Origin of the sequence: Citrobacter arsenatis, from assembly GCF_004353845.1 — a bacterium.
Taxonomy (GTDB): Bacteria; Pseudomonadota; Gammaproteobacteria; order Enterobacterales; family Enterobacteriaceae; genus Citrobacter; species Citrobacter arsenatis.
In genome coordinates, this window is the sequence record NZ_CP037864.1 from 2,455,150 (window position 1) to 2,474,970 (window position 19,821).

At 52.2% G+C, this 19,821-nt stretch carries 21 protein-coding genes; 7 read left to right on the forward strand and 14 right to left on the reverse strand.

What is annotated here, in order from left to right; genetic code table 11:
• Positions 1-6 precede the first annotated feature (6 nt).
• From ydgU to msrP, 5 genes are all read right to left on the reverse strand, one after another.
• Positions 7-90, reverse strand: coding sequence for a small membrane protein YdgU (gene ydgU / locus E1B03_RS26805; protein ID WP_100194403.1), 84 nt, complete (start codon positions 88-90; stop codon positions 7-9).
• An 86-nt stretch (positions 91-176) separates the two neighbouring features.
• On the reverse strand, positions 177-593 hold the full coding sequence (gene asr / locus E1B03_RS12865) for an acid resistance repetitive basic protein Asr (protein WP_103769999.1): 417 nt from the start codon (positions 591-593) through the stop codon (positions 177-179).
• Between the two features lie 137 nt (positions 594-730).
• Positions 731-2,218, reverse strand: coding sequence for a carboxypeptidase M32 (locus E1B03_RS12870; protein WP_133086332.1), 1,488 nt, complete (start codon positions 2,216-2,218; stop codon positions 731-733).
• Positions 2,219-2,264: 46 nt separating this feature from the next.
• Entirely contained in the window at positions 2,265-2,891 is a 627-nt protein-coding gene (gene msrQ, locus E1B03_RS12875; protein WP_103769997.1) for a protein-methionine-sulfoxide reductase heme-binding subunit MsrQ, read from the reverse strand.
• Positions 2,892-3,896: a protein-methionine-sulfoxide reductase catalytic subunit MsrP gene (gene msrP / locus E1B03_RS12880; protein WP_103769996.1), complete on the reverse strand. Its 1,005-nt coding sequence runs from the start codon at positions 3,894-3,896 to the stop codon at positions 2,892-2,894.
• A 189-nt stretch (positions 3,897-4,085) separates the two neighbouring features.
• On the opposite strand from msrP, the gene E1B03_RS12885 reads away from it, so the two are divergent.
• From E1B03_RS12885 to E1B03_RS12895, 3 genes are all read left to right on the forward strand, one after another.
• Positions 4,086-4,808 carry a response regulator transcription factor gene (locus E1B03_RS12885; protein ID WP_133086333.1) on the forward strand — a complete coding sequence of 241 codons (723 nt, stop codon included), beginning with the start codon at positions 4,086-4,088 and terminating at the stop codon, positions 4,806-4,808.
• A complete protein-coding gene (locus E1B03_RS12890) occupies positions 4,805-6,295 on the forward strand; it encodes a sensor histidine kinase (RefSeq protein ID WP_103769995.1) in 1,491 nt (496 codons plus the stop codon). Before E1B03_RS12885 ends, E1B03_RS12890 begins: the two co-directional genes overlap by 4 nt.
• A 143-nt stretch (positions 6,296-6,438) precedes the next feature.
• Positions 6,439-7,125 carry a CPBP family intramembrane glutamic endopeptidase gene (locus E1B03_RS12895; protein ID WP_133086334.1) on the forward strand — a complete coding sequence of 229 codons (687 nt, stop codon included), beginning with the start codon at positions 6,439-6,441 and terminating at the stop codon, positions 7,123-7,125.
• Positions 7,126-7,158: 33 nt separating this feature from the next.
• Here the strand turns inward: E1B03_RS12895 and E1B03_RS12900 are convergent, their stop codons facing one another.
• A complete protein-coding gene (locus E1B03_RS12900; RefSeq protein ID WP_103769993.1) occupies positions 7,159-8,412 on the reverse strand; it encodes an MFS transporter in 1,254 nt (417 codons plus the stop codon).
• A gap of 107 nt (positions 8,413-8,519) precedes the next feature.
• Here E1B03_RS12900 and E1B03_RS12905 point away from each other — a divergent pair, with 107 nt between their 5' ends.
• The 3 genes from E1B03_RS12905 (at position 8,520) to bioD (ending at position 11,588) form a co-directional block, all read left to right on the forward strand.
• Positions 8,520-9,428: a LysR family transcriptional regulator gene (locus E1B03_RS12905; protein ID WP_103769992.1), complete on the forward strand. Its 909-nt coding sequence runs from the start codon at positions 8,520-8,522 to the stop codon at positions 9,426-9,428.
• A 118-nt stretch (positions 9,429-9,546) separates the two neighbouring features.
• The gene (gene mlc, locus E1B03_RS12910; protein ID WP_103770280.1) at positions 9,547-10,767 is read left to right on the forward strand and encodes a sugar metabolism global transcriptional regulator Mlc; all 1,221 of its coding nucleotides are present in this window, start codon (positions 9,547-9,549) and stop codon (positions 10,765-10,767) included.
• Positions 10,768-10,892: 125 nt separating this feature from the next.
• Positions 10,893-11,588 carry a dethiobiotin synthase gene (bioD, locus tag E1B03_RS12915; RefSeq protein WP_103769991.1) on the forward strand — a complete coding sequence of 232 codons (696 nt, stop codon included), beginning with the start codon at positions 10,893-10,895 and terminating at the stop codon, positions 11,586-11,588.
• On the opposite strand, the gene clcB is transcribed toward bioD, so the two are convergent.
• From clcB to E1B03_RS12945, 6 genes are all read right to left on the reverse strand, one after another.
• Entirely contained in the window at positions 11,544-12,833 is a 1,290-nt protein-coding gene (gene clcB / locus E1B03_RS12920; protein ID WP_133086335.1) for a voltage-gated ClC-type chloride channel ClcB, read from the reverse strand. The genes bioD and clcB overlap by 45 nt on opposite strands.
• Positions 12,834-12,952: 119 nt before the next feature.
• Positions 12,953-13,567 carry a Tat proofreading chaperone DmsD gene (gene dmsD / locus E1B03_RS12925; RefSeq protein ID WP_133086336.1) on the reverse strand — a complete coding sequence of 205 codons (615 nt, stop codon included), beginning with the start codon at positions 13,565-13,567 and terminating at the stop codon, positions 12,953-12,955.
• A gap of 42 nt (positions 13,568-13,609) precedes the next feature.
• Positions 13,610-14,464 carry a dimethyl sulfoxide reductase anchor subunit family protein gene (locus tag E1B03_RS12930; protein WP_103769988.1) on the reverse strand — a complete coding sequence of 285 codons (855 nt, stop codon included), beginning with the start codon at positions 14,462-14,464 and terminating at the stop codon, positions 13,610-13,612.
• Between the two features lies 1 nt (position 14,465).
• Positions 14,466-15,083: a DMSO/selenate family reductase complex B subunit gene (locus E1B03_RS12935; protein WP_133086337.1), complete on the reverse strand. Its 618-nt coding sequence runs from the start codon at positions 15,081-15,083 to the stop codon at positions 14,466-14,468.
• A gap of 10 nt (positions 15,084-15,093) precedes the next feature.
• Positions 15,094-17,532 (reverse strand): selenate/tellurate reductase subunit YnfE, encoded by a 2,439-nt coding sequence (ynfE, locus tag E1B03_RS12940; protein ID WP_133086338.1) that lies wholly within the window; start codon positions 17,530-17,532, stop codon positions 15,094-15,096.
• 148 nt (positions 17,533-17,680) lie between these two features.
• Positions 17,681-17,989: a DUF1161 domain-containing protein gene (locus tag E1B03_RS12945; RefSeq protein WP_133086339.1), complete on the reverse strand. Its 309-nt coding sequence runs from the start codon at positions 17,987-17,989 to the stop codon at positions 17,681-17,683.
• A gap of 102 nt (positions 17,990-18,091) precedes the next feature.
• Here E1B03_RS12945 and E1B03_RS12950 point away from each other — a divergent pair, with 102 nt between their 5' ends.
• Positions 18,092-18,802 (forward strand): YnfC family lipoprotein, encoded by a 711-nt coding sequence (locus E1B03_RS12950; RefSeq protein WP_133086340.1) that lies wholly within the window; start codon positions 18,092-18,094, stop codon positions 18,800-18,802.
• Positions 18,803-18,808: 6 nt separating this feature from the next.
• On the opposite strand, the gene speG is transcribed toward E1B03_RS12950, so the two are convergent.
• Positions 18,809-19,369 carry a spermidine N1-acetyltransferase gene (speG, locus tag E1B03_RS12955; protein WP_103769983.1) on the reverse strand — a complete coding sequence of 187 codons (561 nt, stop codon included), beginning with the start codon at positions 19,367-19,369 and terminating at the stop codon, positions 18,809-18,811.
• A gap of 35 nt (positions 19,370-19,404) precedes the next feature.
• Positions 19,405-19,746: a DUF1283 family protein gene (locus tag E1B03_RS12960; RefSeq protein WP_103769982.1), complete on the reverse strand. Its 342-nt coding sequence runs from the start codon at positions 19,744-19,746 to the stop codon at positions 19,405-19,407.
• Positions 19,747-19,821 lie beyond the last annotated feature (75 nt).

The following is a 19,821-nucleotide window of genomic DNA, read 5'->3' on the forward strand; positions in this document are numbered from 1 at the left end:
CTACACTCAGGAAAGATAAAAATGCATGGCAATGAAGGCGCATATTATTAAGGTAATAAGAATGAACTCAAAGCGGTAATGTGACACCATTTTACCCTCCGAAAGACGGCGCTAAATCAGGTCGATTTAGCGCCGTAGGCTATGGCGTGGGGGACGCCATAGTGACTACAAATGTGTTATGCAGCAGGTTGAGCGGCTGGTTTAGCGGTGTCGTGTTTTACTGCTTTTTTGGTGTGTTTTTTAGCAGCCTGAGCTTTCTGCTCTGGTACTTTTTGTTCTGCAGCGGGTTTGGTTGCTGCTTTTTTGGTGTGTTTTTTAGCGGCCTGAGCTTTCTGCTCTGGTGCTTTTTGTTCTACAGCGGGTTTGGTTGCTGCTTTTTTGGTGTGTTTTTTGGCAGCCTGAGCTTTTTGTTCTGCCGCTGGTTTAGCGGTGGATTTTTTAGCGTGCTGTTTTTTGTGATGAGTGGTTTTTGCCGGGGCTGCTTTAGTGGTTGCAGCAGCAGCCGGAGCGGTGGTCGCAGTTGTTTCAGCAGCAAACGCAGCAGAAGACAGACCCATAGCAGCGGCAACAACCAGAGCTAATACTTTTTTCATTCTCATACCCTCGATTTGGTTTTTCATTCAACCCCACTGCGGGGCCGTTGAAATAACTATATCGCTGTAATCTCAGGGCTTCCGTGAGTCATTGGTTTCGGCGTGTAACGATATGTACAATGACTCACGGTATAAGATTACAAATAGCGGGCTTCCAGATGAGCGCGGAAATAACGGCTGCTGAGTGGCTCTCCGGTGGCCTGGGTAATAAGCTGTTCGGTGGTAAAACGGCTGCCATGCTGCCAGATGTTCTGACGTAACCAGTCAAACAGGGCTCCAAACTCACCTTGCGCAATAGACTGGTTCAAATCAGGCAATGCGCGGTTAGCGGCACTGAACAACTGCGCCGCATACATGGCGCCTAAGGTATAGGAAGGGAAGTAGCCAAAGCCGCCGTCGGTCCAGTGAATATCCTGCATACAACCGTTACGATAGTTGCCGATCGTTGACAACCCCAGCCAGGATTGCATTTTTTCGTTCCACAATGCCGGGATATCATCCACTTCAATATCGCCATTAATGAGCGCACGTTCGATTTCATAGCGCAGGATCACATGCGCAGGATAGCTCACCTCGTCCGCATCAACACGGATAAACCCGGGTTTAACCTGCTGGTTCCAGGCGATGAAATTGCTTTCTTCAAACGCAGCCTGATCGCCAAAGTGGCGCGTTACAGCCGGAATCAACCGCGTCAGAAAGGCTTTACTGCGTCCCAGTTGCATCTCAAAGAACAGACTCTGGGACTCATGAATGGCGGTTGAGCGTGCCAGAGCGATAGGTTGCCCTGACCAGTTAGGCGGAAGATTTTGCTCATAGCGGGCGTGACCGGTTTCATGGATCACGCCAAACAGCGCACTGAGCAATTCGTTTTCATCATAGCGGGTGGTAATTCGGACATCTTCCGGCACACCGCCACAGAAAGGATGTGCGCTGATATCCAGTCGACCAGCCGTAAAATCAAATCCCAACTGCGCCATCGTTTCAAGGCCCAGCTCCCGCTGGATTGCGGTTGGGAAGGGGCCAACCGGGGCGATGAGCGATTGCTGAGATTGCTTTGCCACCACCTTGTTTAGCAGATCGGGCAGCCAGCTTTTTACATCTGCAAACAGGACATCCAGTTGGGCGCTGGTCATTCCGGGCTCAAAGATGTCCAGTAGCGCGTCATAAGGCGAACAGCCTTTTGCGTCTGCGCGTATTCGGGCTTCTTCGCGGCTGTACTGCACGACTTCTTTCAGGTTTTCGGCAAATCCTTCCCAGTCATTCGCGGGGCGCTGGCTGCGCCAGGCATGCTCGCAGCGGCTACCCGCCAGAGATTTTGCTTCTACCAACGATTCGGGCAACAAGGATGCCTGGTGATGCAGGCGCGACATTTCGCGCAGATTCGCCTGCTCAACGTCGTTGAGATCTTCCTGTTGCGCTGCGGCGATCCATGTTGCCACTTTCTGGTCGGTTAACAGTTGGTGTTCAAGTACGCTCAGTTCGGCCAGCGCTTCGCCGCGAGCTTTGCTGCCGCCAGACGGCATCATGGTAAACATGTCCCAACTGGCGATTGCCGAGAGGTGGGAGAAGCGAGAGAGCCGCTGGAACGTGCGGGTGAGCTGATGGTAATTATCATTGTTACTCATTTTTTGTTCTCGTTCTGCTTAGGTGTAGTGAGAAGTTTACCGTGATTTATTCACTTTTCATAAACACACCTTTATACCCGGTTTTCCGTAACAGCTTTTTATAGCGAAAAGCCAGCAGCACGACAAAACAAATGGCGTAGATAATGGGAATCGGTGATAACACTTTTACCGACCACAGGTAATGCAGCGGAAGCAAAATGGCGGCCAGATACACGTAGTTGTGCAGCGTTTGCCAGCGTTTGCCCATTTTACGTTGCGCGGCTTGCGTGGAGGTCAGCGTCAGCAGGAGTAAGATAACCCAGCCCGTCATGCCAAGCGTTAACCAAGGGCGCGAAACCAGTTCACGTCCCAACAATCCCAGATTTTGCATACCCAGCTCCAGCAGCGCATAGCTGGTTAAATGCAGCGTGGCCCATGTAAAACACCATAATCCTAACAACCGCCGGGTGCGAAACAACAAAGGCTGCTTTGCATAGCGCGCAAGCGGCGATACCAGCAGGGTTGCGAGCAAAAACTTCAGCGCGGTAATGCCCGTAAAGTGCTGGATATCTTTTCCCGGATCGGCACCCAGTCCGCCATGTTGCGCGGCCCAGAAGAGCCATAGCAGAGGTAAAAAACCGGCGAGATGCAGCAACACTTTCAGGGCGGTTATCTGTTTTGCGGTTAACCTCACTTAAAAATACTCCCGTAGGTCCATGCCCTGGTATAAAGAAGCCACCTCATCGGCATAGCCATTAAAAGGCAGCGTAGGCTGTCGCTGTACATCGAGAATGCCACCCGAACCGATAAAACGCTCTGTGGCCTGAGACCAACGAGGATGATCGACCTGTGGATTTACATTGGCGTAAAAACCGTATTCGTTCGGTGCTGACATATTCCAGGTCGTCGGCGGCTGCTCACGCGTTAACTTAATACTGACTATCGATTTAATGCCTTTAAAGCCGTACTTCCAGGGGACGGTCAGGCGGATCGGCGCCCCGTTTTGCGGTGGCAACGATTTGCCATACACGCCTACGGTCAGCAGTGTTAGTGGATGCATGGCTTCATCCAAACGCAGACCTTCAACATAGGGATATTTCAACCCACCACCAATGAAGCGATCTTTCTGGCCGGGCATTTCATCAGGGGCGTAGCGAGTTTCAAAGGCGACGTATTTGGCGTGACTGGTTGGCTCAACCAACGCCAATAATTTATGCAAAGGAAAACCCACCCACGGCACAACCATCGACCAGGCCTCCACACAACGCATTCGGTAAATACGCTCTTCTAATGGAAAACGAGTGGTCAGGGCATCATGATCCAACGTTAACGGTTTGTTCACCTCTCCGCTGATGGTCAACGTCCAGGGATCGGTTTTCAGGCTACCGGCATTGGCGGCTGGATCGGCTTTATCCAGACCAAATTCATAAAAATTGTTGTAGCCCGTCACCTTATCTTCCGGCGTCAGGGACAGATTGTTTTGCCAGTGCTCGGGCTTTGAGAACTCGAGCGGTTTGCCTGCCGGCGCAGGTGGACGATCGTTGCCTTTAAACCAATTCAACAAACTGGCCTGCGTCGGGGCAGGCAACGACGCCGCCGCCGCACCAATCCCAAGTGCTTTAAGGATCTGTCGCCGTTGCATAAAAAATACTGACTCGGCTGTAACATCAGCTTCCCGAAGTGGACGTTTTTTCTGCATAACGTTTCCTTTTTATTTTCATGTTAGGGGCAACAAAGCAACGTTTCCCTGTTGATGCCTGACGAGTGGATAGCGACATATTGGGCGCATGCGTATCCCAGGATCCTCACGAAAAGTTAAAAATTTTGTGATAACTTCCGCCCCTTGCCTGAGGTAAGCTTTCAGCATGACGAGAGGGAGATGACACTGATGGCAAGCGCAAAAAAGATATTTTTGGTGGAAGATGACAGCGATATTGCCGCACTTTTGCAACTGAGCCTGAAAGATGAGGGGTACGAAATCATTCATGAGGCTAATGGGGCACGAGCGCTTGAGCAACTTGAGAAGCATGTCTGGGATGCCGTTATCCTCGATCTAATGCTGCCGGGCGTGGACGGTCTGGAGATTTGTCGTCGCATTCGTCAAATGAGTTTCTACCTCCCTGTCATTATCATCAGCGCCCGCACCAGTGAAACTCACCGGGTATTGGGACTGGAAATGGGTGCCGATGATTATTTAGCCAAACCTTTCTCGGTGTTGGAGCTGATGGCCCGGGTGAAAGCACTGTTTCGCCGTCAGGCGGCTATGAGTCAGAATCTGCGTATGGAATCGGGGATTATCAGTGTCCATGGCGTTGAGATTGATCCATTAGCCCGGGAAGTCAGCCAGCATGGTAAATCCCTCGACTTAACGCCGCGTGAATTCGATCTGCTCTATTTTTTCGCCCGTCATCCAGGAGAGGTCTTTTCGCGTCAGGCGCTGTTAGATCAGGTGTGGGGCTACCAGCACGAAGGGTATGAGCATACGGTGAACAGTCATATCAATCGCCTGCGGACCAAAATTGAAAAAGATGCGGCGGAGCCGGAAATTATTCTCACGGTTTGGGGACGAGGCTATAAGCTTGCTGCGGTTAACGCGGAGCATCAGCCATGATTTATCGCCTGTCGCTGAGCCAGCGTCTGACCCTGGTCTTTACCGCCATCATGTTGATTTGTGCGGTTGCCGTTAGCGTTGTCCAGATCCGCAGCAGTAAACAGTATGGCGATGCCATGGTGCAAAGGCTCTCGCTGGAACTGGCGAGCAAGATTGTCAAAAGTGAGTCACTTATTGATGCCAACGGGCAGGTTAGTCGCCAGACCTTAAAGGGATTGTTTGATCACCTGATGACGCTTAACCCAAGCGTGGAACTGTATCTGGTTTCGCCGTCAGGTGAAATACTCGCCGATGCCGCTCCGCCCGGGCATATTCAACGCCAGAACATTAGCGTACAGCCGATTCAGGTTTTCCTTGATTCGAACGAATTGCCCGTATATGGCAATGATCCGCGCAGCAGCCAGCAAAAAGTCTTCAGCGCCGCGCCAGTTTTCTTTAACGGCGAACTGCACGGCTATTTATACATTATTCTCCAGGGCGAAGATCTGAATATGTTGGCGAATACTGCCTGGCAAAAAACGCTCTGGAATACCGTGGCTTGGACGTTAATACTGGTTTTATTAGCCGCTGCCATTGCGGGGTTCCTGGTGTGGCGATGGGTGACGAACCCGGTGAAAAGGCTGACTGGGCAGGTAGATAAACTGGAGCAGGACAGCATCAGCGTCATCAAACAGCTGGCGCAAAAAAATCCCGAACCGGCCCCGGCAAATGAAATTGCGTTGCTGAACAACGCGTTTATCGAGTTAGCGCAGAAAATTGCGCAGCAGTGGGATTTATTAGCGGACAGCGATCGTCAGCGCAGAGAGTTTATAGCCAATATCTCGCACGATTTACGCACGCCGCTGACTTCACTGCTAGGGTATCTGGAAATGCTGTCGCTGAAAGCCGATACGATGACGCCGGAGGAAAATCGACATTATCTTAGCATCGCACTGCGCCAGGGGCATAAGGTTCGCCATCTGTCACAACAGCTGTTTGAGCTGGCGAGGCTTGAGCATGGAGGTATAAAACCGCAGCGTGAACGATTTGCTATTGGCGAGCTGATCCAGGATGTGGCACAGAAATTTGATCTCCCCGTTGCCACACGTCATTTGCAGTTGCACCTTGACGTAACGGGGCCGTTACCGCTGGTGAATGCGGATTTATCGATGATGGAAAGGGTCGTGACGAATTTGCTGGATAACGCTATCCGTCATACGCCTGACGGAGGCGAAGTGCGGCTAAAAGTCTGGCGTGATGAAGGCCGTTTGTTAGCTGAAGTACAGGACAGTGGGCCAGGGGTAGATGAGGCTGTACGGGACGTATTGTTTCAGCGCCCGACGGCGTTAATTCCCCGTGAGCAGCGGGCAGAGCGGGGCGGCTTGGGCTTACTGATTGTGCGTAGAATGCTCGAACTGCATGGGGGAGATATTAGCCTTGTTAATTCAACGGTAGGGGCCTGCTTCCGTTTCTCGTTGCCGCTGGCGGATTCTCCCCTGAGTAGTTGACAGTGAAGTTCCGGAGTAAAGAGGGTTTTGGTATTGTACCCATGGGCATTGCGTAAAAGTTGGTAGGTTGTCAGTGATAATGAGAATTTTTATCATACACTGATAATTCATCAACTTATCTTCGATAAGCGCAAGGAGATCGTATGTCACAGGATGCCGACAACCTGTATATCGCCAGGACCAAAGCGGTAGCTGGCTGTTTTTCAATGTTTTTGCTGATGTTTGGCCTTACGTTTACCCCGTTGTTTTTCCCCGCGAGTCAGGACCTGCTTGCCAAAGGGCTACTTTTCCCGCTGCTGTTTGCGCTGGAATTTGTTGTGCTGGTTCCGCTGTATTGTTTCTTCTTCAGAAAGAGAGAGGGGCTGGGTAAAGGAACTTTCAACGCCAGGTGGTTTGCCATACTGTTCATGGCGCTGTTGTTTATTCAGCTCATCCTGCCATGGATTCTGGGCCTCAGACAAACCGAAGCGTGGGTGACCAGCCAGGTCTCCTTAAACAGCTACGCGCTGTGGTTATCCACACTGACCCTGATATTTATTGCCCCAGTTTATGAAGAAATTGTTTTCAGGGGCTGTTTATTCAACGCGTTCCAGTACTGGTTCAATAATAAAACTTGGCTATCGTCGGTGGTGGTATCGGTCATTTTTGCCCTCATGCATACGCAGTATGTGGATCTGCGCACGCTGCTGATGTTGTTTTTGGTGTCACAGGTTTTGATCATCGCCAGAGTGAAAAGCAACGGGCTGTTGATGCCGGTTATGCTGCATATCGTGATGAACGGGACGGTTATTGCCCTGCAAATGGCGGCTCAGACGTTACAGCCTGATTGATGAAGGAGATGCCCGGAACCCGGGCATCGTGGATTATACGTGCAGACGATGATGCAAACGTGCGCCGACCAGCAACGCCAGCACCAGCATCAGGGCGATAAATCCGCCCACGCCGTTCCAGCCGTAGCTGTGCCAGAATACGCCGCCGAGCGTCCCGGCAATACTGGAACCCAGATAATAGCTGAACAGATACAGGGAAGACGCCTGGCCTTTGGCACGTTTTGCCCGTGGCCCAATCCAACTGCTTGCCACGGAGTGCGCGGCAAAGAACCCGGCAGAAAAGAGCAGCATCCCGGCGAAGATCAGCCATAACGACGTGAACAGCGTCATTAACAGTCCTACCAGCATCACGCCGGTAGAAAAGATCATTACCGGGCCGCGTCCATAGCGGGTCGTCATTGAACCCGCTTTCGGCGAGCTCCAGGTCCCGGTCAGATAGGCTACGGAAAGCAGGCCGACCACCGCCTGACTGAGTTCCCACGGGGAGAGCATCAAACGATAGCCAATGTAATTAAACAGCGTGACAAACGACCCCATCAGTAAAAAACCTTCCGCAAACAGCAGCGGCAAGCCTCTGTCGCGCCAGTGCAAGCGGAAGTTAATAAACAACGTTTTCGGGCGCAGAGACGTTGGTCTGAAATGACGGGACTCCGGCAATATTTTCCAGAACATCAGCGCGGAGGCGAGGGCAAAACAGCCAATCGCCGCCAGCGCGATGCGCCAGTTAAAAAAGTCGGTAAACACGCCGCTGATCAAACGACCACTCATACCGCCAATCGAGTTACCGCTGATATATAAGCCCATTGAAAAGGCAACAAAGCTGGGATGAATTTCCTCACTCAGATAGGTCATTCCTACCGCTGCCACGCCGCTGAGCGAAAGACCTATCAGCGCACGCATGATTAAAATACCGTGCCAACTGGTCATCATCGTCGAAAGCAGCGTACAACAGGACGCGAGCAATAGCGCGGTAACCATTACCGGCTTGCGGCCTATCGCATCGGAAAGTGGACCGGTAAACAACAAACCGATCGCGAGCATCGCCGTTGAGATGGAAAGCGAGATACTGCTGCTGGCGGGAGAGACCCCAAACTCGTGCGAGAGCACTGGCAGTATGGGTTGTACGCAATAGAGGAGGGCAAAAGTTGCCAGCCCGGCGGAAAACAGCGCCAGCGTGACGCGCATGAATGGGGATGTTCCGCGTTTGATAAATCCATCCGGTGGGGTCACTATCTGTTCATCAACATCGCTTGTTGGCGCGGTATCGACAGTTGTTGTACGGCTCACTTGAAATCCTTGCTCAATCAAAAACCTCTACAGGGCTAGCCTTAAGAGTATGAAAATCACAATATTCTGTCTAATATATTAATAATCTCAAATAATATCTTTAAAATATGAATATCGAACTGCGTCATTTACGTTACTTTGTGGCCGTTGCTGAAGAGCTGCATTTTGGCCGGGCGGCGGCGCGGCTGAATATTTCGCAACCGCCGCTAAGCCAACAGATCCAGATCCTGGAGCAGCAGGTCGGTGCCCGGCTTCTGGCGCGCACTAACCGCAGCGTAGCGCTGACCTCTGCCGGAAAGCAGTTTCTGGCGGACAGTCGGCAGATCCTCGGTCTGGTTAATGAAGCCGCAGCCAGAGCTGAGCGCTTGCATCTGGGTGAGGCTGGAGAGCTGCGGATCGGCTTTACGTCATCGGCGCCGTTTATCAAAGCGGTTTCAGATACCTTATCCCTGTTTCGTCAAAGCTACCCGGCAGTGCATATGCAAACCCGCGAAATGAACACGCGTGAGCAAATTGCCCCGCTCAATGAAGGAACGCTGGATTTGGGACTTCTGCGTAACACGCAGCTTCCAGAAACGCTGGAGCGTGAAATTATTCTGCATGAACCACTGATGGCGATGATCCCCCGCGCGCATCCGTTGGCGCAAAAGCCAATGGTCACGTTGGCGGAGCTGGCGAATGAGCCATTTGTCTTTTTTGACCCACATGTGGGGACGGGGTTGTATGACGATATTCTGGGCCTGATGCGTCGCTATGGACTGAAGCCGACAATCGCTCAGGAGGTTGGCGAGGCGATGACTATTATTGGTCTGGTGGCCGCAGGATTAGGTGTTTCCATTCTTCCTGCCTCCTTTAAACGGGTGCAATTGTATGAAATGTGTTGGATCCCGATAGCGGAAGAAGATGCTGTCTCGGAAATGTGGTTAGTGTGGCCAAAGCATCATGAGCAAAGTCACGCCGCGCAACGCTTTCGCGAACAGCTGCTGGCGGCCGTTCAGTCGATTAATTTAGTTTAAAAATAAGCAAAAATGTGCAGTAAATCACAAGGCTAAGTAAAAAGTTGACGGGAGCCATTGAAGTGCTTCACCATAGCCCGCAGATTATTTCGGAGCGCGAAAATAAAGGGAGTAAGTGGTGGTTGCTGATAGTCAGCCTGGACATATCGATCAAATTAAGCAGACCAATGCGGGCGCGGTTTATCGCCTGATTGATCAGCTGGGTCCGGTATCGCGTATTGATCTCTCTCGCCTGGCACAATTGGCACCTGCCAGTATTACTAAAATTGTCCGCGAAATGCTCGAAGCGCACCTGGTGCAGGAGCTGGAAATCAAGGAAGCGGGCAGCCGTGGACGTCCGGCCGTTGGGCTGGTTGTTGAAACGGAAGCCTGGCACTATTTATCCATACGTATCAGTCGCGGCGAAATCTTTCTGGCGCTGCGCGATCTGAGCAGCAAGCTGGTGGTTGAAGATTGTCTCGAAATGGAGTTGGTCAGTGAAACACCGTTGCTGGAACGCGTCATTACCCAGGTCGATCAGTTTTTCATCCGCCACCAGCAAAAGCTGGAGCGCTTAACCTCCATTGCCATCACCTTACCCGGTATTATTGATACTGAAAACGGTATCGTGCATCGCATGCCATTTTACGAAGATGTCAAAGAGATGCCGCTGGGCGAAGCGCTCGAGAACCATACCGGCGTTCCGGTTTATATTCAGCATGATATCAGCGCCTGGACTATGGCTGAGGCGCTTTTCGGCGCATCGCGCGGCGCACGCGACGTCATTCAGGTGGTGATCGATCATAACGTTGGGGCTGGCGTTATCACCGACGGTCATTTACTGCATGCTGGCAGCAGTAGCTTGGTGGAAATTGGCCATACGCAGGTGGATCCGTACGGTAAACGCTGCTACTGCGGTAACCATGGTTGCCTGGAAACGATCGCCAGCGTCGACAGCGTGCTCGAACTGGCGCAGGTACGCCTGAAGCAGTCAATGAGTTCTTCTTTACACGGACAACCGCTGACTGTCGACGCGCTATGTCTGGCGGCGATGCAGGGTGATTTATTGGCGAAAGATATCATCAGCGGCGTCGGAACCCACGTCGGGCGCATTCTGGCCATCATGGTGAATTTGTTCAACCCGCAAAAGATATTGATTGGTTCTCCGCTCAGTAAAGCGGCGGATATTTTGTTTCCTACTATTGCTGACAGCATTCGTCAGCAGGCGCTTCCGGCCTACAGCCAGCATATTGTCGTCGAAAGTACGCAGTTCACCAATCAAGGAACCATGGCAGGGGCTGCACTCGTTAAGGACGCGATGTATAACGGTTCTTTGTTGATTCGTCTATTACAGGGTTAACATTTTTTAACTGTTGTACGAAAAATTGCGCTATCTCAAGCTGATTCTTGCCATCATACCTTAGACTTTCTCCACTGTTTTATTTTCCTGATTTATATTTTCAAAGCATAACGGTGGAGTTAGTGATGCTGAAGCGTTTCTTTATTACAGGTACAGACACTTCTGTTGGGAAGACCGTAGTTTCCCGTGCATTACTACAAGCGTTAGCGTCAGGGGGTAAAAGCGTGGCGGGTTACAAACCCGTAGCGAAAGGAAGCAAAGAGACACCTGAAGGCCTGCGCAACAAAGATGCGCTGGTACTACAAAGCGTGTCCACTCTCGAACTGCCTTATGAAGCGGTCAACCCGATTGCGCTCAGCGAAGACGAAAGTAGCGTTGCGCATAGTGGTCCGGTCAATTACACCCTGCTATCCAACGGTCTCGCAAGCCTCAGCGAAAAAGTCGATCACGTTGTTGTGGAAGGTACCGGAGGCTGGCGGAGTCTGATGAACGATCTGCGTCCGTTATCTGAATGGGTGGTGCAGGAACAACTGCCGGTGCTGATGGTAGTGGGTATCCAGGAAGGCTGTATCAATCATGCCATCCTTACCGCACAGGCGATTGCCAGCGACGGACTGCCGTTGATTGGCTGGGTCGCAAACCGAATCAACCCGGGGCTGGCGCATTATGCGGAAATCATTGATGTGCTGGGTAAGAAATTACCTGCACCGCTGATCGGCGAACTACCTTATCTGCCTCGCGCAGAGCAGCGTGAACTGTCTCAGTACATCCGCCTGTCAATGCTCGGCAGCGTGCTGTCGGTAGATAGAGTCCTGGCGTAACGTTCGCGACAGCACTGACGCCAGCACACAGGCAATCAGCAATCCGGGGAGCAGACGATACTCCCCGGTCATTTCGCAAACCATCAGTGTCGACATTATTGGCGCATGCGTGGTCGCGGCCAGCAGCGTGGCCATCCCCGTTAATCCCAGCAAAATGGCAATTTCATCCGTTCCCGGAAGCCACAATCCCCACATGCGTCCAAGCAGCATGCCTACCGACAGGCCGACAAACAGCGTTGGCGTGAACACGCCACCTGGCGCACCGGAACCACTGCTGGCAAGCACCGCCAGTAATTTGCAGATGAAGATCCCGCTTACCACTGCCAGCAACGGTGGGGAAAGTAAATACGACTGTACCACGCTGTAGCCGTTACCCCAGACCGCAGGCGTGAGCAATGACAGCAGACCAACGATCAGCCCACCAAGCGCCAGTTGCCACGGGGGCGAGAGTTTTAAGCGCAAAAAACCATTATGGCTGGTGGTCATCAACCACATAAAGAGCGGCCCGCAAATACCGGCTGCCAGACCGGTACTGACGATCATGACGTATTCCAGCGCATGCAGTTCCGGTATGAAGTGCACGGTATACAGCAGCGCATTGCTGTCGCTCAGCACATTGGTGGTGAGTAAGGCGACGACGGCAGAAACCACCACTGGTCCCAATGACGCGAGGATCAGCGTGCCAAACAGCACTTCAGCAATAAATAAACTGCCTGCCTGCGGGGCATGATACGCTCCAGCCATACCTGCTGCGGCTCCACAGGCAATCCATAACTTCCATTCTGTACGCGGGGTAAAACGTTGAGCAAAGCAGGAGGCAGCCAGCGCCGCCAGTAAAATCATGGCACCTTCACGCCCGATGGCGCTCCCGCTGGCGACGACCAGTAACGAGGCCAGCGATTTCACCAGGCTGGCACTGACGTCAAATTGTCCATCGGTTTGCAGGGCCTCCATATAATCGGTGGGCGCCTGCGGGCGTAAGCGATTGAACTTTTGCCAGCCCCAAAGCAGTAAACCCGCCGCCAGCCCCCCTAACGCAGGCGTCAGCACGCGTCTTAAAGGCGAAAGGTTTGTCGCCGCGTTGACCAGGCTTCCCGTATCATTGCTCAGGAACAACCATTCGAGAAGAAACATAGCATGACGAAATCCTGCGACGGCCAGCGCGGCAAGGACGCCAATCAGCGCGGCAATCAGCAGACGGCGAAACATGGCGCGCAGGTCAGGATAAGCATGTAAATGATGCATGAGTGGCCAGAGAGGAAGTTTCAGACGTTCTATTTTGCGACCATTTGGCAGCAGAAGCAAAAGCTCAGCGTGCGCAACAGGATGCACGACAGGCAGGATGCATCCTGCCTGTCGTGAAATTAACGAAACAGGGGCTTATCAGCTATCGGGATCAGTAACTGTGACTGCCACTGCGACAGCGTCAGGCGCGCCAGCTCACCCAGCGCCTGATAGAACGGGTGGTCAGCTTTTTCGATAAATACATCAAGGAATCGCGATGACCACGGGAAAAGATGCCAGGCCAGCAGCTGTTCGCACTCGGTGTGGCGTTCGTTCTCAGCAAGCCAGGCCGTCAGCAACAGCAGCGAACCAAAGTGATCTTCTGGCTCATTTTGCTGTATGGCAAACTGGATACCGTTGTCCCGCATCCACTGACGCAGAGCCAGCGTAGAGTCGCCAAAAAGCACGTTTTCCCGATCCAGCCAGACGGATCCCCAGGGCGGAGAAGGTAGCGCATACGGACCGACAAACAGGCGCTGCCAGGCCTGCGGGAGAGGCTCATCGATCTCGGCTTGCAGTTGTGCTGCAAGCGGGAAGAGCGTTGTCTGATCAAGCGGCCACTGCCCTTGCCAGTCATCGGTTCTTAACGCGGTGACTAATGCAGAGGCTTCCGCGCTGTCTGGCGCGTAGTAAAATAGCGCGCCCAGTACGCGTGCAGCGGTAGAAAAGTTGTCACGTTGTGAAAAATGGGTCATGCAAACAATCCTGAACAGTGCGGGTTACCCCGCACCAAAAAGTTAACCTGCAACAGCCATTCCGACTGTCATATGTAAACCGTAAAACAATCCGCGGCCGATGATTTCACCGCCAAGCACTAAAACTAAACCCAGCGCCAGTCCGCCGAGGGACGGTTCTTTGCGACGGATTAACGGACATATCCAGCAACCCAGACCTGCAGCCAGCAGCAGAACGCGCCAGACCTGTAAACTGCCATAGTCGGGAACCAGCGCGCTGGCGGATTGTACCGAGCTGTGAATGCCACCGAGGGACATACTCTGCAGGATGATAACAGCCACCGTCACCAGCAGGGCCACAACGCTGATACCGGCGAATCTGGCAGCGCTAAAAGAAACACCCGCAGCGCGCAGCAACAGGGCGGCGAACAGCGGCCCGATTAGCAACATCGTCATAAAAAAGGCCAGGGTGGTGTAGCCATTATACCAGGTTGGGACAGTGTCTATCTGGTAGACGCTGGTCATTGCCAGGACAAAGGCCAGACCCAACAGCATGCCCACCATCAACCAGATTTTGCCTAACGCTGCGGGCATTTTACCGAGAAACGCCACCAGCCACCACAGGCCACCGACGGCGAAAAAGAGTGAGCCGCTGGCAATTTCGTTACTCAGCGCAGATGCACCGACCCTGTTCAGCGAGTTAAACGCACGCAGCGGCGAACCTAAATGCATAACCGAGGCGAGAAAGGCAATGCCCATCACGAGCCACAGAAAAAACATACTGCGCACGATACGTTGCTTTGCCACACTGTCTTTAGCGGTCAGCCAGCCATAACCACTCACTATCAGTGCGCCGACCACACACTGACCCAGCACCGTAAACAGAACCAGCGGCCATTCATGCCATCCATTGCCCATGTTACACCTCCTTCGGATTTGCCAGATAACCCGTGGTATCCCCGGTCGGGCAGCTATTGGCGTTGGGTTTGATCACAATGCTCGGTTTGGTGAAGTGCGCACCCGGCAGCGGAGCGACTGCCGCCAGCTCACCGTGTTTTTTGCGCAGTTCATCAATGGGACCAAAGTCCAGTGCGCGCAGCGGACAGGACTCGACGCAGATGGGCTTTTTGCCGTCGGCGACGCGGTCATGACAGCCATCGCACTTGGTCATATGTCCTTTGGCGGCATTGTACTGCGGCGCGCCGTACGGGCAGGCCATGTGGCAGTAACGACAGCCGATGCATACGTCTTCATCCACCACCACAAAACCATCTTCACGTTTATGCATGGCACCGCTGGGACAAACCTTGGTGCAGGCCGGATCTTCGCAGTGGTTACAGGCAATAGAAAGGTAGTAGGCAAAGACATTTTGCTGCCAGACGCCGTTGTCTTCCTGCCAGTCACCTCCGGCGTATTCGTAAATCCGGCGGAAACTGACGTCGGGAGTGAGATCCTTGTAGTCTTTGCAGGCCAGCTCGCAGGTTTTACACCCGGTGCAACGGCTGGAATCAATAAAAAATCCATACTGAGTTGTCATGGGTTAGTCCTTATACCTTCTCGATCTCGACCAGGTTAGTATGCTGTGGGTTGCCTTTTGCCAGCGGCGACGGACGTTGCGTTGTCAGGGTATTGACGCAGGCACCATGATCGATCTTATCGCCAGCCATATCGGCATCATGCCATGCGCCCTGGCCCATGGCGCTTACGCCGGGCAGGATCCGCGGCGTCACTTTTGCCGGAATACGCACTTCACCGCGATCGTTAAAGACCCGCACCATATCGCCATTTGCAATTCCCCGTTTGTGGGCATCGACGGGATTTATCCAGACCTCCTGACGACAGGATGCCTGGAGAACATCGATATTGCCGTAGCTGGAGTGGGTACGGGATTTGTAGTGGAAACCAAACAACTGTAACGGGAATGAACTGCGTTTCGGGTCATCCCACCCTTCAAACGTGGATGCGTAAACCGGAAGCGGACTAATCACTTCATCCTTTTGCAACTCCCAGGTATTGGCAATTTTCGCCAGTCTGCTGGAGTAAATTTCAATCTTACCCGATGGGGTTTTGAGCGGATTGGCCTGCGGATCGTCGCGGAATTTTTTGTAGGCGACAAAGTGTCCGTTAGGATCTTTGCGTTTATAGATCCCCATTTTCTTCAGCTCGTCGTAAGAAGGGAGCGCTGGGTCTTTAGCCAGCATTTTTGCATACAGATACTGGAGCCATTGCTCCTGGGTCCGCCCCTCTGTAAACCGTTGATAGATATCGTCGCCAAGACGTTTTGCCACTTCACTCATTATCCAGTAGATCGGCCTACGCTCGAACTTAGGCGACGTTGCGGGTTGAATAAAAATGAGATACCCCATGTTGCCCGCATAGTCATTAGGAATGATGTCTTCCTGTTCAACGGTCATTAAATCAGGCAGCAGAATATCGGCATATTTGGCCGAAGAGGTCATGAAGTTTTCGATGACCACTATCATTTCGCATTTCGTGTCGTCCTGAAGGATCTCATGCGTCTTATTGATATCTGAGTGCTGGTTGGTAATGGTATTGCCCGCATAGTTCCAGATAAATTTAATCGGTACGTCGAGCTTATCTTTCCCACGAACGCCATCGCGGGTAGCGGTCATTTCCGGGCCACGGGCGATGGCGTCGGTCCAGCTAAAACAGGATATCTGGGTCTTGATGGGATTTTCGGGCAGCGGCATGCGTTCAATCGTGATGGTGTAGGTTGATTCTCGTGCGCCGCTATTGCCGCCGTTGATGCCGACATTGCCGGTCAAAATAGGCAACATGGCGATCGCACGTGAGGTCAGTTCGCCGTTAGCCTGACGTTGTGGACCCCAACCCTGACAAATATACGCCGGTTTTGTGCTGCCGATTTCCCGTGCCAGTTTGATAATGCGCTCGGCAGGGATCCCGGTGATGTGTGAGGCCCATTGGGGCGTTTTGGCAACACCGTCATCGCCGTCGCCCAGAATATAGGCTTTGTAGTGCCCGTTAGCCGGTGCGTCGGTGGGCAGCGTTTTTTCGTCATAACCCACACAGTATTTGTCGAGGAACGCCTGGTCGACGAGATCTTCGTTTATCAGGACCCAGGCGATTCCCGCCACTAATGCGGCATCGGTTCCCGGACGAATAGGGATCCACTCATCTTCACGACCCGCTGCGGTATCGGTATAACGCGGGTCAATGACGATCATCCGGGCATTAGAGCGCTCGCGGGCCTGTTCAAGGAAGTACGTTATTCCGCCGCCGCTCATACGCGTTTCGGCAGGGTTATTACCGAACATTACCACCAGCTTCGTGTTTTCTATATCGGAGGTGCTGTTGCCGTCATTTGAGCCGTAGGTATAAGGCATTGCCGCCGCGATTTGCGCGGTACTGTAGGTGCCGTAATGACTCAGAAATCCGCCATAGCAGTTCATCAGGCGAGCGACCAGCGAGGCATAAGGGGAGGAGCGTGTAATGTTACCGCCGACAATGCCAGAGGTGTAGTTGATATATACGGCCTCGTTACCATATTTCTGCACGGTATTTTTCAAACTGGCGCTGATGGTATCCAGAGCTTCCTGCCATGTGATGCGTTCGAATTTACCTTCACCGCGTTTGCCTACGCGCTTCATTGGATAATTCAGCCGGTCCGGATGATTAATCCGTCGACGGATTGAGCGCCCTCGCAAACAGGCACGGACCTGGTGTTGACCATAAGTATCGTCACCGGTCGTGTCGGACTCCACCCAGACGACTTCATCATCTTTGACGTGGAGTTGCAGGGCACAGCGACTGCCGCAGTTCACGGAACAAGCGCCCCAAATCACTTTTTCTTCAGCGGGTTGTATCGCCTGTTGTACCGCAGCGGCAGCGGTGCGCATTCCGAAAGGTAACGACAGTCCGCCCGCGGCAAGCGCCAGTGAACCGATAGCCGAGGATTTCACTAATGTCCTGCGGCTGATGCCTCCATATTGCTCAGTTTCCGACATAACTCACTCCATTATAGTTATCGCTATATATTAATTTATATAGCGTAATTAATAGCCTGCTAATAATAGAGTGAGTTTACCCACTAATAGGTACGGGATATTAATGCATATCAAACAGAAGTGACCCTCCGCGAACGGAGGGTAAGATTTATTGTGGTTCGGTGAGGGGCCCGTCCTGGGCAGGAGCACTATTGGCGGGGGCATTGCCGCTGTTGGTCCGGGTATAGAGAATTTTGTGCGTATCGTTTGCACAGTGTCCCACGACCAGTGAATCTGGTTGATCGGCCTGATCGTTGGGAACAATGTTCAGCGTAAAGCTGGATTCAGCAACGCCATTATTAATGATGCGCTGTTCGATATCGCTTTTCACTCGTTCGCATGACGCCGGGGCCGCCAGAACCTGCGGAGAGGCGGCTAGCAGTAAGAACGCAGTAATTCCTGTTATATATTTCATCATCAGCTCCTTTATGATCGACATAGTCTAAGACTAGCATTTCTGGTGTAAATAACTGTATTTGCTAATATGATTGAGAATTATCTTCTTATCCCGGTGAAAAATGTGAAGAAAAAGACCCTGTTAGGTTTCCTTTGTGTCGTGCTGGTCGGGTGTGATAACGCCAAAGGGCTGAATTCCTTTACGCCGGAAATGGCCAGCTTTTCCAATGAATTTGATTTCGATCCGCTGCGCGGGCCGGTGAAAGATTTCAGTCAGACGCTGCTCAATGACAAAGGTGAAGTCACCAAGCGCGTTGCCGGTACGCTCTCGCAGGAAGGATGCTTCGATACCCTTGAACTGCATGATATCGAGAACAATGCCGGCATGGCCCTGGTTCTGGATGCTAACTATTACCGGGACGCCGAAACGCTCGAAAAACGGATTCGTTTACAAGGTAAATGCCAACTGGCTGAATTGCCTGCGGCGGGCGTGGTGTGGGATACCGACGACAACGGTTTTGTTGTTTCCGCCACGGGAAAAGAGATGAAGGTGCAGTATCGGTATGATGCAGAGGGTTACCCGTTGGGTAAAACAACCGTCAACAAGGACAATACGTTGCAGGTTGATGCCAAACCGTCGGTTGATCCGTTGAAGAAGCTGGACTACACCGCGGTGAGCCTGCTCAATAATCAACCGGTAGGCAATGTCAAACAGACCTGTAAGTACGATGAGTATGCGAATCCAGTCAACTGCCAGCTCGTTATCGTTGATGAGAGCGTGAAGCCGGCAGTTGAACACCATTACTCAATAGAAAACACCATCGATTACTACTAACCGCCCTTACTGAGCGGTTGGTTGCAGCAGGTTGGGACCTGACGTTTTATGTTCTGCCAGATACTGCTGCTGGAAGATACACATACGGATAGTGTTGCGGTATTGGCCGTTGATAAAGAATTCATGAATCAGCTCGCCTTCCACCATAAAGCCGAGTTTACGGTAGATGTGGATGGCTTTTTCATTCTCTTTATCAACGATCAGATACAGCTTATATAAATTGAGTACGGTAAAGCCGTAATCCATCGCCAGCTTAGCCGCGCGCGTTGCCAGACCTTTTCCCTGATACTCCGGTGAAATGATGATCTGGAATTCTGCCCGGCGGTGCACATGGTTAATTTCAACCAACTCTACCAGACCGGCTTTCTCACCGTCGCATTCCACAACAAAGCGGCGTTCGCTTTGGTCGTGAATATGCTTGTCATACAGGTCTGACAGCTCAACAAACGCTTCGTAAGGTTCTTCAAACCAGTAACGCATTACGCTGGCGTTATTATCAAGCTGATGAACAAATCGTAAATCTTCACGCTCCAGCGGGCGCAGCTTAACACTGAGGGCGCTAGTCATATCGTATCCTTTCAATATCCTTCAAAGTGCAATGATTATGGGGCAACGGTGCGGCCAGTACGGCGGTCAAGGCAGCGCAGGGTGTTGGGTTCCCAGTACGCATTAATATTAGCGCTCTGCTCGCACTTATCACGGCTATCAAAGGCCGCATCGGCTTTGTCCCACTCTTTCTCTGTGCGTTTGTTAACTTTTTGGCGAAGCTGACGCGTATCGTTCCATTGTTCCTTTTCCATTGCTGCTTGTTGACGACTTTGCGCACTGTCCCCGGATTCAATAACCAGTTTACTGGTTTCAGCGAATGCGGAAGAGGTGTACACAGCCGCAGCCAGCGTCAGCATAGCTGTCAGGCACAGGCGTTTGGTCAGTGTAATTTTCATGGCGAATTCCTTTTATGGGAAAGGGAAAAAACGATAAAACAGGGTTAAATTCTACACTATTCCGACTTGCGGGCA